Annotated in this window: 15 protein-coding genes; 7 read left to right on the top strand and 8 right to left on the bottom strand. The window is 44.3% G+C overall.

Going from position 1 to position 14,943, the window contains the following annotated elements; all coding sequences use genetic code 11:
- Positions 1 to 83: 83 nt before the first annotated feature.
- The 3 genes from RT143_RS05320 to RT143_RS05310 form a co-directional block, all read right to left on the bottom strand.
- Positions 84 to 1,409 carry an LD-carboxypeptidase gene (locus tag RT143_RS05320; RefSeq protein WP_313091668.1) on the bottom strand — a complete coding sequence of 442 codons (1,326 nt, stop codon included), beginning with the start codon at positions 1,407 to 1,409 and terminating at the stop codon, positions 84 to 86.
- A gap of 44 nt (positions 1,410 to 1,453) precedes the next feature.
- Complete coding sequence (locus tag RT143_RS05315) at positions 1,454 to 1,741, bottom strand: hypothetical protein (protein WP_313091667.1); 288 nt, start codon at positions 1,739 to 1,741, stop codon at positions 1,454 to 1,456.
- Between the two features lie 116 nt (positions 1,742 to 1,857).
- Positions 1,858 to 2,403, bottom strand: coding sequence for a hypothetical protein (locus tag RT143_RS05310; RefSeq protein WP_313091665.1), 546 nt, complete (start codon positions 2,401 to 2,403; stop codon positions 1,858 to 1,860).
- Between the two features lie 135 nt (positions 2,404 to 2,538).
- On the opposite strand from RT143_RS05310, the gene dnaQ reads away from it, so the two are divergent.
- The 7 genes from dnaQ to RT143_RS05275 all read left to right on the top strand — a co-directional run bounded on the left by dnaQ (position 2,539) and on the right by RT143_RS05275 (position 10,860).
- Positions 2,539 to 4,248 (top strand): DNA polymerase III subunit epsilon, encoded by a 1,710-nt coding sequence (gene dnaQ / locus RT143_RS05305; protein WP_313091663.1) that lies wholly within the window; start codon positions 2,539 to 2,541, stop codon positions 4,246 to 4,248.
- 192 nt (positions 4,249 to 4,440) lie between these two features.
- Complete coding sequence (locus RT143_RS05300) at positions 4,441 to 6,132, top strand: hypothetical protein (RefSeq protein WP_313091661.1); 1,692 nt, start codon at positions 4,441 to 4,443, stop codon at positions 6,130 to 6,132.
- Positions 6,133 to 6,150: 18 nt separating this feature from the next.
- A complete protein-coding gene (gene nudC / locus RT143_RS05295) occupies positions 6,151 to 6,960 on the top strand; it encodes an NAD(+) diphosphatase (protein WP_313091660.1) in 810 nt (269 codons plus the stop codon).
- 126 nt (positions 6,961 to 7,086) lie between these two features.
- Positions 7,087 to 7,896 (top strand): RnfABCDGE type electron transport complex subunit B, encoded by an 810-nt coding sequence (locus tag RT143_RS05290; protein ID WP_313091658.1) that lies wholly within the window; start codon positions 7,087 to 7,089, stop codon positions 7,894 to 7,896.
- Positions 7,897 to 7,977: 81 nt separating this feature from the next.
- Positions 7,978 to 8,622 carry an endonuclease III gene (gene nth / locus RT143_RS05285; RefSeq protein ID WP_313091727.1) on the top strand — a complete coding sequence of 215 codons (645 nt, stop codon included), beginning with the start codon at positions 7,978 to 7,980 and terminating at the stop codon, positions 8,620 to 8,622.
- 199 nt (positions 8,623 to 8,821) lie between these two features.
- The gene (locus RT143_RS05280) at positions 8,822 to 9,355 is read left to right on the top strand and encodes an inorganic diphosphatase (RefSeq protein WP_065252420.1); all 534 of its coding nucleotides are present in this window, start codon (positions 8,822 to 8,824) and stop codon (positions 9,353 to 9,355) included.
- A 131-nt stretch (positions 9,356 to 9,486) separates the two neighbouring features.
- The gene (locus RT143_RS05275) at positions 9,487 to 10,860 is read left to right on the top strand and encodes a 3-deoxy-D-manno-octulosonic acid transferase (RefSeq protein ID WP_313091657.1); all 1,374 of its coding nucleotides are present in this window, start codon (positions 9,487 to 9,489) and stop codon (positions 10,858 to 10,860) included.
- 123 nt (positions 10,861 to 10,983) lie between these two features.
- Here RT143_RS05275 and RT143_RS05270 read toward each other — a convergent pair whose 3' ends face one another.
- The 5 genes from RT143_RS05270 to RT143_RS05250 form a co-directional block, all read right to left on the bottom strand.
- The gene (locus RT143_RS05270) at positions 10,984 to 11,784 is read right to left on the bottom strand and encodes a 3-hydroxybutyrate dehydrogenase (RefSeq protein WP_036589350.1); all 801 of its coding nucleotides are present in this window, start codon (positions 11,782 to 11,784) and stop codon (positions 10,984 to 10,986) included.
- A gap of 94 nt (positions 11,785 to 11,878) precedes the next feature.
- Entirely contained in the window at positions 11,879 to 12,661 is a 783-nt protein-coding gene (locus RT143_RS05265; protein WP_050324135.1) for an acetoacetate decarboxylase, read from the bottom strand.
- 231 nt (positions 12,662 to 12,892) lie between these two features.
- On the bottom strand, positions 12,893 to 13,609 hold the full coding sequence (locus RT143_RS05260; protein ID WP_313091655.1) for a 16S rRNA (uracil(1498)-N(3))-methyltransferase: 717 nt from the start codon (positions 13,607 to 13,609) through the stop codon (positions 12,893 to 12,895).
- A gap of 222 nt (positions 13,610 to 13,831) precedes the next feature.
- Positions 13,832 to 14,467, bottom strand: a complete 636-nt coding sequence (locus RT143_RS05255; protein ID WP_313091654.1) for a lysozyme — start codon at positions 14,465 to 14,467, stop codon at positions 13,832 to 13,834.
- Positions 14,468 to 14,493: 26 nt separating this feature from the next.
- Positions 14,494 to 14,826 (bottom strand): hypothetical protein, encoded by a 333-nt coding sequence (locus RT143_RS05250; RefSeq protein WP_313091653.1) that lies wholly within the window; start codon positions 14,824 to 14,826, stop codon positions 14,494 to 14,496.
- Between the last annotated feature and the right edge of the window lie 117 nt (positions 14,827 to 14,943).

The raw sequence follows: 14,943 nt of genomic DNA, 5'->3' as shown, positions 1-14,943 counted from the left end.
CCTGTTTGGGTAGCATACAAACAGGTTTTAACTAACATACATAAGACCCCGCTAGACCAATGATACTTTAGATCAATAATACGTTAGACGAATAATTTAGTTAAGTCCAAATTGCCAAAGTTTGCATCGGTTTTAAGATGATAAAACTGGTTAAACGTCGCTTGATAACCACTACCCACATTGTCAAGCGTGACAGGCACACCTAACGGAAAATTAATGCGTCTTGCCACATGCCCAAAGGGAAAATCGGTGTAGATGGGTCGCCCTGTCGCTTGTTGGATAGTACGGATGACGGTATCAAAGGTGTAATCGCCATTGTAAGCATCACTGATGCCGCTAAAATTAAATTTGCCGAGCACAATCGCTTGCTGTTTTGCCACAATGCCTGATAACACCAAGGTTTGTAGCATACGCTCAATACGGTATGGCTGCTCACCGGTATCTTCCAAAAATAAAATCCCATTGTCGACAGTTGGCATATACGGCGTGCCCACCATCGCAGATAACACGCTAAGATTACCGCCCCATAAGGTGCCTTTTATAGGCTTAGCCAAAGGACGCGCAGTGTCACGATAAAGCTGAGCTTCTGGCACTTGGATACGTAGCTGGTTCTGGGTACAAAGGTTGATAAAACTTTGGATGGTATCGGTATTCACCTCTGTTTTGCCAAAGTCACTACTGAGCATTGCCCCTGCTACATAAGGGAGATGACCTTTGGCGTACATAGCAAGTTGCAAGGCAGTAAAATCACTAAATCCCATCAACAGTGTACCGCGCTCTTTGAGTTTTTGCGTCAGCATTCGCCACTGCTGATCACTTAATTTGTTGAGCAAACGCATCGCGCCATAGCCGCCACGCACGCCAAGTAATATCTTGGGCAGCTCATGTACAGGTCGATTGAGTAACGCGGTAATATCGCCCAAGCGCTCACTGTCTGAACCTGCAAAGCGCAGATAACGGCGACCAATCACTTCGGGATTGTCGATATAAAATCCGGCTTGGGTGAGTCGGTGAATCGCCAGTAAGTTACGCTGTTCGTCACTGCCAAATCCCGATGGTGCTACCAAATGGAGGTGGACACCGCGACCTTTGAGGGCTTCACAATTGGCTTTGATGGTCGCAAAGTCCCATTGGGGCCATTGGGGATTGATGGGCACTGTTTCCATGGGCGTATTGCCATTGGGCATAGCGCTGGGCTCGCCAAAAGCCATGTTATCAGCATCATTGTTTGACCCATAGCGCTGTGAAGGTTGGCTAATCACTTGCCCGCCAATGGTCAAATCCGCTTTTGCGCCCGTTACCGTCGCTGCCGATAGCGCTATCCCTGTTTTTAGCAGTCGACGCCGCGTCAAGCCAGCCAAGTGGGTGGTAGTCATGGGGACGTGGGTATTCGCCATTTTTTGAAACATTTTATTATCCAAACAAATTCATCGACTTACAAAATCATGGTTAACTAATCAGGTATGTTCATCTTGTTGTTGGTATCTGCCGAGATACCATAATAAAAAACCCCTGTCGCCACCAAACTCGATACCGCTACAAACATCATATCAAGCGCAGCTTTGTGCATAACATATAAATTCAATAGCGCAAAGACCACGAGCGCGATGACAAAAAAAATCGCCGCGTATTGCCATTTTTTATCATTTGGGATGGCGGCGTCTTTGTAGTGAAAATGACGGATACTAAAGCCACTAGTGTATGCCACCAAGCCCAGCACTAACCATGCAAAAAAATTCATCGCTTACTCTCTATCAATCGTTTGGGGTTAAAATTTGGATAAGATGTATTAACTCAAGCATCAAACCAAGCTCATCAAAAAACCAAGCTTATCAAATCAAGCAGCAACTCAGGTGATTAAAGTTTGGTGGTTTGCTCGCATGCTACTTTATAGACGGTATTGCTATCTTTGTAGATATAACCCAAATAGGGGCTGTCAAATTGCGGGTTTAGGCTTGCAAAACTATCGGTGATTTTGGCGAGCACAAACACGCGGTCGGGACGGGCAATGACTTTTTCTAAGTATTGATGTTCATCGGCTTTGATGTCAAAGTATTTTTGTATATCTGGGCTGTCAGTGGCGATGACTTGCATGGCTTCAGGCTTGTCCCAGTTTTTGCTGGGGTCGTTAAACTCGCGCATTTGCATGGCGTAACTTTCACCATTTTTGATGATTTTGATTTGCGCAGGTTCTGTATGGCTGACTGTGTAACAACCCACAAACACATCATCGCTAGCGGCAGGTTGTGATAGTGCTGGCGACTGTTTTGCGCCATCGCTGCTAGTGGTTGCAGGGGATTGGGGCTGGTTACAAGCCGCCAAATTTAGGCTTAGCGCACAGACCATAGCCATACCCACCTTGGTCAACACAGCTGACACGAGCGCACGAGATTTGTTTTGCATAGACGTCCTTTAAACCTGCAGATAGCAACTATAAGCGGTTATTATAGACGTTTTGGCATGGCTTTTTATGCTTTTTTTTCTTATACTGAGGGCTGTTTTTTTGATTGTTTTGCTGTTTCATATGGGTTGTTATCTATGTCAAATCATGCCTTAACGCCCCTTGAGGGTCGAACCCTTGCTTACACTGATGGCGCCTGCCGTGGCAATCCTGGTAAGGGGGGCTTTGGTGCTGTGGTGATTTTACCTACGGGTGAGCAAATTGATATTTGCGGGGGTGAGGCACATACCACCAACAACCGCATGGAGCTGATGGGTGCGATTGCCGCACTGGAAAACAGCCCAAAAACGTTACCGATTCAAATCTGGTCAGACTCTAGCTATGTCATCAAAGGTATCAGCGAATGGCTGGCAGGGTGGAAAAAGAAACATTGGAAAAATGTCAAAAATGTGGAATTATGGCAGCGACTTGATGGGCTGTGCGAGCAGCGACAAATTGACTGGCAATGGGTCAAAGGACATGCCGGTCATGATGGCAATGAATATGCCGATAAGCTTGCAAACCAAGGCATTGATCAACTGCCCAAAAGCTTTAACAAAGTGATTAAAAACCCACCCAATCCTACCACTGATTTAGATGTTAAATCGGATTTTAGTGATAAAAACCCTGATTTTGATAGTAAAAAAAAAGACCCGCCCATGAACCCAATATCAACCGATAACAACCCAGCCCTCAATCACTCAGCGTTAACCCGCGATTTTAGCGATACGTCTTTTGATGACGCGCAAGATATGGCGTTTGCCGACAGTGAGATGATGGGGGATATCTTTTTGCAGGCACTTGACGGTGAGCCAGCCCCAAGCACTACTCAAGCAAGCAATACCCAAACAAGCAAGGCTCAAACCCGCCATACTCAAGCTAGCCATACTCAAAGTGTCGATGTATCAACTCAATCATCGTTAGGGGGACAGGCAACTGACTTGCCAACAAGTGCTAACCCACATTTTGCGGTGTTCACCAATCCACAAGGGCAATTTGTCGCGCAAGATGACAGCTTGATTGCCCAGCGTCCCGTGTTTAACGGTATTACCAGTCAGCCCAACCCAACCTTTATACCTTTATTGCCCATCGCCAAACACAAAGGGACTGCCAATCGCCAGCTGATTCTCGATACTGAGACCACAGGGTTTGAAGCGCAAAATGGTGACCGTATCATTGAGGTCGGTATCGTTGAGATGATTAATCGACGTTTTACCGGTGAAAAACTGCATGTCTATATCAACCCAAAAATTGAGATGGGTGAAGAAGTCATTCGCGTTCATGGCATTCACAATGTGTTTTTAAATGATATGCCCGTGTTTGAGCAAGTCGGTGAAGCGATTTATGACTTTTTGCAAGGCGCAGAACTCATCGCGCATAACGCGGGATTTGATATGAGCTTTTTGCAAGCTGAGTTTGCGCGACTTGGCTTGCCCGATATCCACCAAACCGTCACTGTGACAGACAGCCTTGCCATTGCCAAACGCATGTTCGCAGGGCAGCGCAATACCTTGGACGCGCTGGTTAAACGTCTCAATGTCGGTAAACAAGACCGTACCTTCCACGGGGCGTTACTCGATGCCGAGATTTTAGCGGAAGTGTATCTGGCGATGACTGGCGGACAGGTTGCGTTAGCGATTGATGATGAGGTCGGCGGCGGTGTCGGCGGCGCAACTGAGCATCAGCGTTTTAGCACGACTATCAAGCGCTTTTTGGCAAGTAGTGATGCTGAGCAGGCGCATCTTGAATGGCTTAACGCCTTAAAAGATAACAACCCGCAGCTGGCTGAAAACTGGGCGAGTGTTTAACAATAAAAATGCCTTATTAAATTTTGTAAAAGCATTTCTTTGTTGGGCAAAATTTCATGATAAAGTGTAATTATTGTGCGGGTGTTAACACTTTGACATAGACACTGGCATAGGGACGTCTTACAATAATCAGCAATAAGCGTAGCTGTCATTTTACCTTTATCACCCTAAAGTCATTTTGGATAAAAAAACATGAGTCTGCCAAGTCCTAACTCACAAAAACTAACGGCCACCAATTTTGATTTGCCTTCATTGCATTTATTAAGACCTGAGATTGCCGTGACGCTACACGATGCCGAGATGCATTTAAGTGAGTTTAATGACGACAGTAGTCAAGCGCCTTTGCTACTTGATTCCGTGGATACCTTGGCGCAATTGGCAAAAGTACTGCGGTTGATTCAATTAGAGGAAGGCTATGAACTTGCCAATAGTCTATCGGCAGGACTGCAAAAACTCTATGACGAGCGTGACCAAGCCAACCGTGACAAAGCCAGCAATGATATGATAATGGATGTGTCAGAAGGCATCATGACATTGGCGCGTTATATCGAGTTTGTATTACTTAAAGAGACCATTGAACCTTCGTTGTTGTTGCCGATTATCAATCAACTTCACAGCGATTTGAATCAGCCAGCGCTGCAGCTATCAGCGTTAACTGGCCACAAAAACAGCAGTATCGCGATTGCCAACCCAGAGCAAAATTACCAACCGTTAAAATCACTCGGCATTGACCCAAAAAAATTGGTGGAAGCTTATCGCGCAGGTCTGAGCGTGGCGCTCACTGCACAGAGCAATCAATTATCGCCTAAAGAGCGAGACAAACTCAAAGCCATGCAAGCTGCGTGTGAAATGGTTTCAAAACGTACCGATAGTTTGTTTTGGCATGCCGCTGATGCGGCGGTATCAGATTTGGCAGGGGCTTTACCGCTTAGCAACCTGCAAAAGCGGGCGCTGATTTTTGTTGAACAACAATTTAATGACTATCTGCCTGTCAATGATTCTCGTTTTGCTGATTTGGTGCAGTTTGCCAGCTCAAGAGATAGCCAGCTTGCCTTGCAAGTCCAACAAAAATTCTCAGCCAATACCTTAAACGAAACCCAGTTAACAGCCATGCGTCGCTTCTTATTTGGACCTGACTGTGAAGCGACCAGTACGCTTAACCAGCTCATCCAGCAAGAAATTGACTTGATTAAATCTTCCAGTGACAATTATGCCCGCCAAGTTAATCTCAATTCAAGTACAGATGAGATTGATAGCATGGCCCAGCGTTTGCATGATTTAAGTAATGTGTTTAAAACCTTAAATTTAAATGAGGTGAGTGCAACGCTGAATCAACAAATTGGCAAAGTAAAAACTTGGACGCAGCCAACGCCTGATGATTTTGATGGCTTGCTTGGTACTTTAATGATGGCAGAAAATGCGGCGATTAACCTAGCAAAATCACATACCCCAGGTGCGGTGACATTACCTGTGTACAACCAGACTATTTCGTTACATCAAATCGAAACGGCTCACAACACGCTCGTCCAAGAAAGCCGTACCGCGATTGCCACCATTGAAACTGCACTCAATAATTATCTAAATGACGCCGACAAAGATATTCTACATATCATGCCTGTGCCTGATATGATGCGCGCTATCTCGGGTGCTTGCTTATTTTTAAACTTACCTCGACAAAGCCAACTGCTCAAACGCGCTGCTACAGTGCTACAAAACTTAATCGAGCAAAATGATTGCAGGTTGTCAGAGTATCAGCTTGCTAGCATTGCCGATATTGTGATGTCAGCAGATTATTATCTAGAAAGTCTTGAAACGAACAAACCCGCAGGCAACCATGCAATGTATGTCGGCTATCGCAGCTTACAACACATGCTTGTGGCCTAGGGTAATTTGGTAACCAATATGACCGCATTACACCATGATTTACTTATATGTGATAACGATAAGTTCGCTTGTATAGGCGGACTTCCTTTTTTTTATCCTTGTGAGGATATGCCCGCTCAGGCCGTTAAAGTGAACACCGATGAGGCAGGCAACAGTATTTATGCCATTGCCCATCAAAATATCGACTTGTCACAATTGCCAGAAGCGATTACAGGACAGATTGAGTTTCTGCGCTTTCGACATCTGATTGGCAGCCTTGATGCGCTACAAACTAGCCAATTAGCCAAAGCCATGCAGCTGTTACGCTGGCATCAAGATCATCAATTTTGTAGCCGCTGCGGTACGCCCACTGAGTTACACCCCATTGAAAATGCCACCGTTTGCCCTAGCTGCCACTACCACCAATATCCTCGAGTACAGCCTTGTATCATCACCGCCATCATCAAAACTACCGCAGACAAACCGCAGATTTTGTTAGCGCATCATCTACGGGCGACAGATAGTAAAATGTATACCGTGCTGGCAGGTTTTGTAGAAGTGGGTGAGAGCTTAGAGCAATGCGTGCATCGTGAAGTGATGGAAGAGGTAGGGTTATCTGTCAGCAATTTGCGCTATTTTGGCAGCCAACCGTGGCCTTTTCCCAGCAATTTAATGGTAGGGTTTATTGCAGATTACCAAAGTGGCGATATCACCATAGATAACAATGAGCTGATGGATGCCCAATTTTTTGATGTAGATAGTTTAGATGAAAACGGCCCTATCATTCCGCCAAAAGGCACGATTGCTTATCAACTGATCGAATGGGTGAAACAGCATTACCAATCTTAAACAGATTCATTAAGTGATTTGTCTTCATTATTTGTCTTGATGATTTGTATTAATAGGTTATAGGCGAAATAGGCATGAGCTATGGTAAAATACACATTGATGATTATAGTGAATAAAAATTGAGCCATGTCTGATAGCCAACCTGTTTTTAAGGTACCCAATCTATTTAATAATTTAAACCTAAATAGCCTAAGTATCGAGCATCAACGATTAATACAACAAATCGACCAAGTCCTGCCGCAAACCCAATGCGGGCTATGCGGTCATCCTGAAGGCTGTCTGCCGTATGCTACCTCCATTGTCACACTGGACGAATCGCATAACCAATGCGTGCCCGGTGGACAATCAGTCACTGACCAAATCGGCAAACTGCTTGGGCGTATCCCACTGACAGCTGAAGCCTCAAAGTGGCAAACCGATCCCGCTACCAATCGTCCGATGGAAATGCGAGCCATCATTCGAGAAGAAGATTGCATTGGCTGTACCAAATGTATTCCTGCGTGTCCTGTCGATGCCATTATTGGCTCGGGCAAACGTATGCACACCATTTTTACCGACCTATGCACAGGTTGTGAGCTGTGTTTGCCACCCTGTCCAGTGGACTGCATCGAGCTGGTGCCCTTCCCACGGTTGATGGATGACGCGACAAGGCAAACCGAGCAAGACGGATTACGCGCGCGCTATTACGCCCACCTTGACCGTATCGAACGCCAAGTCAATGACAACACCAATGCCAAACCTGTGGTCAGTATGGTACAAGCTAAACTCAATGACATCAAAGTCGATATCGATGCAGCAGCGGCTAAAAACGCCATTGAAGCGGCAAAACTACGCACCCAAATCAAAAAATTAGAAAAACAACTTGCCGTACGCGCAGATGACAACAAACAAGCCTTGGTGCAAGCCTTGCAGCAGCAACTTGCGACACTGCCATAACCTAAAGAGTGCATAATGGTTGCCAACATCAAACCAAAAATCCAAGTGCCCAAAACCGCAGAGACACCGCCCTCACGGCGCATGCCTAATAAAAACGTGTTGCCGTTTTTCCAAAAACTAGCCGCAGCTATTGAAAAACCAGAGACGGAACTGGAATATCAGAGCAACTTTGAATTGTTGATTGCGGTCATACTGTCGGCACAAGCCACCGATGTCAGTGTCAATCTGGCTACCCGTAAATTGTATGCCGTTGCCAATACCCCGCAAGCAATTTTGGATTTGGGTGAAGCTGGGCTAAAAAGCTATATCAAAACCATTGGGCTATATAATAGCAAAGCCAAAAATGTGATGAAATGCTGCCAAGACTTGGTGGATAAATTTGCTAGCGAAGTACCGCAAACCCGTCACGAGCTTGAAAGCCTGGCAGGGGTAGGGCGAAAAACTGCCAATGTGGTGCTCAACACCGCCTTTGGGCAGCCCACTATGGCAGTGGATACCCATATTTTTCGTGTCGGCAATCGCACAGGCTTGGCATCGGGTAAAAACGTGCGAGAAGTGGAAGATAAACTCATCGCGCGAATACCACAGGATTATATATTGGACGCGCACCATTATTTGATTTTGCATGGGCGTTATACTTGTAAAGCTAGAAGTCCCGAATGTGGCAAATGCCCGGTGTTTGATGAATGTATGTTTAAAGACAAAGCCAAGTTTATTGAAAAGTAAGTGGATTTTAATTAACACAGGATGTTAAACGACCAATTTTTTTAATTCCAAACTTGCCTATGGATATTCATAATTTTATAGAAGTCGCGGCGGGAAAAAATAGAGAAAACCAACAGACTTTGCTATAATCGACCCACTTTTAGGCTACTTTTTTACAAGCAGTTTTATAAACAACTTTACTAACAAAAAGGAAAAACTCATGGCTGATTTTAACCAAATTCTTGATGCGGGTGATGTTGATGGCGGCGTGATTAACGTGGTTATCGAAATTCCAGCGGGTTCAAACAACAAAATCGAATGGAACCGTAAACTTGGCGTAATGCAACTTGACCGTGTAGAGCCACAATTATTTGCCAAACCAACCAACTATGGTTTTATCCCACAAACCCTTGATGAAGATGGCGACGAATTAGACGCACTAATCATCACTGACACCCCGCTACCAACAGGCATCTTTATGGAAGCCAAAGTCATTGGCGTGATGAAATTCGTCGATGATGGTGAAGTAGATGATAAAGTGGTTGTAGTACCTGCCGATGACCGCAACAACGGTAACGCTATCAATACCCTAGCAGATTTACCACAGCAATTGATTAAACAAATCGAGTTCCACTTCAATCACTATAAAGATTTGAAAAAAGCGGGCACAACCAAAGTTGAAAGCTGGGGCGACATTGAAGAAGCCAAAGCGGTCATTAAAGAATCACAAAAACGCTGGACAGAACAAGCCTAATGGCTGGTCTTGAATGTAGCTAACGCTTAAGTTCAAAAACCCTACTTACAAAGTAGGGTTTTTTATTGCTATTTTAGCCCTCGTTTTTTACAATAACGGCATTTTTTTATTAAGTTGTTTCAAGAGTCGTTATGCAAGCCACACCGTTATACTATCGTCTCGCCATGTCGCTGTTAAAGCCACTATACCAACTAAAACTTGCGAGCAAAACCACCTTGCCTAATGAAAAGCAGCAACGCTTTGGTCAAGTGTTTCCAAAGATTCACACCCGCCAGCCGATAATTTGGTGTCATGCGGTGTCACTCGGTGAAACCAATACCGCCGAGCCGATTTTAAGAGATTTGCTCGCGCAAGGCTATGCACTGTGGGTGACCAATACCACTCATACAGGCTTTAACCGCGTCGAGCAGCTGTTTGCGCCGGAGATAGCAGCCGGCAAGGTGTACCATAGTTTTGTACCGGTCGATAGTAAAGCAGTGATTGATAAATTTTTGGCCCATGTCCAACCCGTTGCCGCGCTATTTATCGAGACTGAATTGTGGGGTACCACGCTTGTTGAACTGAGCAAGCGTCAAATTGCCACGATTTTGGTCAATGGGCGCTTGTCTGAAAAATCTTTTAAGGGATATCAAAAAGCTGCCAAGCTTAGCCAAAGTATGATGGAGAATTTAAGCCTTATCATCGCCCAAGACAGCGATTCTGCCAAACGCTTTCGCCAATTGGGCGCTACCAGTGACAAAATCCGCATTGCTAGTTCGCTTAAATGGTCTAGTAAAACCAACCCGTTGATGCTAAGCCGTGCCGAAAAGTTACGAGAAAGTTGGAACTTGTCAGATCGCGCCGTGATTTTGGCAGCCAGTACCCATGAAGGCGAAGAATTGGCAATTTTAGACAGTTTTTTAACCGTAAAATCCCAGTATGCCAACCGTCATCCGCTGCTCATTATCGTACCACGTCATCCTGAGCGGTTTGATGATGTCGCCAAATTGATTGATTCCAAAAATTTGCCGGTGATTCGGCGTAGTCAAGATGGCGAACCTGCCAAAAATGAGAGCGTCTATCTGGCAGATAGTATGGGTGAGCTTGGCGTGTGGTATGCACTCTCAGACATTGCCATTGTCGGTGGGTCTTTGGTCAATATCGGGGGGCATAATCCGATAGAAGCAGCTATTGTCGGCAAGCCGATTATTATGGGGCAATATACCCAATCTTGCCAACTGATTGTGGATCAGTTAAAACAATCCGGTGCATTGATGCAAGTCAATGGTAGTGATGAATTAACGCAGCAACTGGCTCACTGGCTTTCCAACCCAAAATCTGCCCAAACCGCGGGTCACGTCGGGCAAATCTTAGCAGAAAAATATCAAGATGCGACCAAGCAACAACTTGCCATGATCATGCAATGTATCGCTGATAACAATGAACAGCTTATAAAATCAGAGATTCAAAAAATTGACCATGAACCTGTGGCGAGTGATGGTCGAAAACTCATTGACGATCTGTAACCCATAAATTAACCATTTATGTAGCGTGCAAACTCATAAAAAAGGACTAGCCAAGCTAGTCCTTTTTTATGAGTTAATTTTGTAGTTTATTCTTGTACTTTAGCTTTTTAAGCCAGTACTCAGCTATTTCATAAACCAACCATGACTTGCGATAAATGATTGACCGGTCATTGCATTGGTTGGGAAAGCGGTTAAGAATAAGGTTAATTGAGCGATATCATCGGTTGTGGTAAATTCACCGTCAACGGTTTGACCCAGCATTACATTTTTCACCACTTCTTCTTCAGAAATGCCTTTTTCTTTGGCTTGTTCTGGGATTTGTTTTTCAACCAGTGGGGTTTTGACAAAGCCTGGGCATACCACATATGAACGCACGTTGTGAGCTGCGCCTTCTTTAGCCAATACGCGGGCTAGACCTAATAGCGCGTGTTTGGCGGAGACGTACGGCGCTTTTAAGGCTGATGCTTCATGCGAGTGTACCGAGCCCATATAAATAACAGTACCTACTTTATCATTTTGATACATGTATTTAAGTGCCGCTTTGGTAGTCAAAAAAGCACCGTCTAGATGAATAGCAATCATTTTTTTCCAATCCGCGTAGCTAAATTGGTCAATGGGGTTGATGATTTGGATACCGGCATTGGACACCAAAATATCAATATCCCCAAATTCTTGTACCAGTTTATCCACGCCAGCATTTACCGCATCTTCATTGGTCACATCCATGGCAATGGCAACCGCTTTGCCGCCTGCAGCTTTGATTGCATCTACGGTTGCTTGCGCCGCATCTGGGTTGATATCTGCAATGCCTACCGCAGCGCCCGCTTTGGCATAGGTTTCTGCGATATCGCGGCCGATACCACTTGCAGAGCCAGTGACGAGTGCGACTTTACCTGTTAAATCGGTAGTGAGTTGAGTAGCCATATTTTTCTCCTTAATTTTTTATGACAAAGTGGTTTTATTATGACCGTTTTAATTATTAAAAATTAATTATTGAAAATTAATTATTGAAAATTAATTATTGAAAGTTACTATCGGGACGGGCCTGAGCATCGGCAATGTAATCTACCGCTACTTCACCCAACGCCAGGGTGAGATTTGCGATAATATGAGAGGTTTTGACGATTTCTAGCACAGGTAATTTTGACACGGGTGCCATCACATGGTCAAATAACTGTAAGGTAGCAGGTCCTGTGTAGGCTGCTTTAACTTCTACATCAGTCAAATAATAACGCACCAACTCGCAAATACGCGGCGTGCCATCGACATGGGGAATGAGTTTTAATAAATAATTGGGCGTTTTTTCCATATTGGCTTTGACAGTGGCTTTGTCCAGCTCATCATATTTATACGCCATAGTGCCTGTGGCTACGCGCACACTACCATAGTCGAGGGTGCCAAGTAGGGTGTCGGTGTTGTCAACGGTTAATACAGGCGACGCCATTTTTTTTGGGAAACCCCACAGCTCACGCCCGCCCGCGGTAGGTCCAAAGTCATCTAAAAACATACAATGGGTATAATTGGCATGACGGCCTTCGGCATCAATCACTTCAATCACTTGTCCCGATTCGGTATAGTTGCCAAAACCTGTGCTGTTGGGCATACGGATAAACTCGTAACTCACCAGTGCCTCATCAGTGATTTGGAGTGGCTCAGGTACAATAGCACGCAGTTTTTCGGGATCGGTGCGATAGGTGATGATAAAGTATTCGCGGTCAAAAAATTCGTAAGGACCATTCGAACAGGGTGGGGCAGTAAAAGGCATAAACGTCGCGTTATCTAAGATATCACTCGCTTTCATGAGCTTTCCTTTTTATCTCGTTATATTATCCAGTCATGTTATCTAGTTATGCAATATTATTTAATTTTATCGTTATGACATGAAGCAGGAAATATCATACACCCTTATGCAAAATCAATCCCAAGACAAAATTGTTATGATGTTGTAATGATTTTTTCACACCTGCATCCGCTTAATTTTGGCGACAGCAGGTTATCTGACGGCAAGGTAGGGCTGTTCTTATGGGCTATTTTATTGGCGAGTTAACAGTGCATGACCGCAGAGCACACTCACGGCATTCTCAGTGCGTAAGATGCGATTGCCAATATGCGCCACTTGGCAGCCAGCAGTTTTGAACAATTCCACTTCATAATCGATCCAGCCCCCTTCAGCCCCAATCACTAGCACATGTGGCAGGGCATTGTCCCACACTTGAGTAAACTGCTCATTGGCATAAGGATGTGCCAAAATCGCCTGTTTGCCTGCAATTAAAGTAGGTAGTTCATCCTCAACAAAGGGTTTTAAGCGTTTTTTGAGGCTTACGGTCGGGCTTACGGTATCGCAGGCTTGTTGTAGGCCTTCATGGATATAGTTATCGAGCTGAGTTAAAAATGGGGTTTGCCAGTAGCTCTTTTCACTACGGTAACTATTGACCAAGATAATATGCTGGGCGCCCATCGCCGTCATGTCCAAAAATAGACGACGCAATACCTTGGGGCGGGGAATTGCCAAAATAACAGTCAGTGGCAGTTTGGCAGGTGGCGCAATAGTACAGTGGATTTGGGATAATTCGATACTTGAATCGTGGATATTGCTCACAACCGCTGTGCCTAAATGCCCATTTTTGATACCGACTTTCACCGTATCGCCCAATGTCACTTTAAGCACCTGTTTTAAATGCATAACGCTCGTTTTATCATCAATAATAACGGTCGATGAGGTATTTTGCGGTAAAAGAATGATATTCATAAGGATAAATCTTAGGCAATAAAAAACCCCAAAACTTAATTAAGTCAGGGGTTTTTTTAATATGGCGGAAGCTGAGAGATTCGAACTCTCATACAAAGTAACCCCAAGTAGCGTATAGAAACTAACTGATTGATTTTCATGATGTCAGTGATTTTTAATATCTATAAGATTCTCAGTGTTTATTAGCTTGTGTGCCAAAAATTGTGTCAAGTAAATATCTTTTTAAGATAAAAAGATTTTACGCTCTTCTTCACGGCGATTAACCAAGCCTTTTAAAACTTGCCCGCCTGATTTGTTATAAAGACGAAATGCATTTGCCGCTCCCAATTTATCACCCGCTTTTAATTTTCGAATAATGCTTGAGCCAGCCAATGCGCCGGTGCCGATATTGTATGCTAATGAAACCAAAGCATCAAACATATTCTGTGTAATCTTGCCAGCTTTAATTTCATCGCGCAGCATAACATTCACTGATGGCACAAAATCACGGTTGGTAATCGTACGTTTAAGTTCAGCGGCTTCAGCTTCAGTCAACGGCTTGTCATTTGGTGATACACGCTTTCCGTTTGGCCAATAAGTATTACCATAGCCAATTGTCCATACGCCTTTGCTATCCTGGTACGGTTTTGCCCGGTATGCTTCAAACTTCTTAATGTAGTCCACGCCTGCTTTGGATAGCTGCATAAAGCCATTTTTTGACTGTTCAGTATCCCAGTCATTAACTTCAATTAACCAGGCTTTCAGCCGTTCGGGCGTGGTTGTTTTTAACAACTCATTGGCTGTATCAACTTCATTTTGGCTTAGACGCTTATCATCTTGCATCGAGCGAAGCCAATTGAAAAATCCCTCGTGTGTCATGATTTCTCCAGACGATAAAAAACCGCCTAATTGGCGGTTGGTTGGTTATTGGTATCTCGCAAAGTTTTTATAATCTTATCTTTGCGAACATTATTATCGCGATTGACTTTAAGTTGATAAATTAGCCATGCCCAGCCAATTATCATCGCTAGTCTCTGCGGATCGATAGGGCTATCAAACTCTGGATGTTGGTAAAATGTGACCGATGCTGACAACCATGCGATTGTCGTAATAATGATTGGCGCAACATTAAGCGCATTCGTATAGACATTCGGCTTTAAGATAAAAAACCATTTAATAAGTGCAAACAAGCCAAAAATACCGGCAGATGCACATAAGATGACGCTAATGTTTATCATTGTTACCTCCGCCATCTGGTAACTCAAATTGTACCGGACTCACGCTATTGACAACTTTTAAACTGTTTTTTGGACTAGACAGCAAGACAAGCACAAACTGCAAAATCGCACTTGATA

The organism is Moraxella sp. CTOTU48268, from assembly GCF_032069585.1.
In the GTDB taxonomy this organism is placed as follows: domain Bacteria; phylum Pseudomonadota; class Gammaproteobacteria; order Pseudomonadales; family Moraxellaceae; genus Faucicola; species Faucicola cinerea.
Note: the sequence above shows the minus strand (reverse complement) of the source record. Positions and strands in the feature narration are given on the sequence as shown.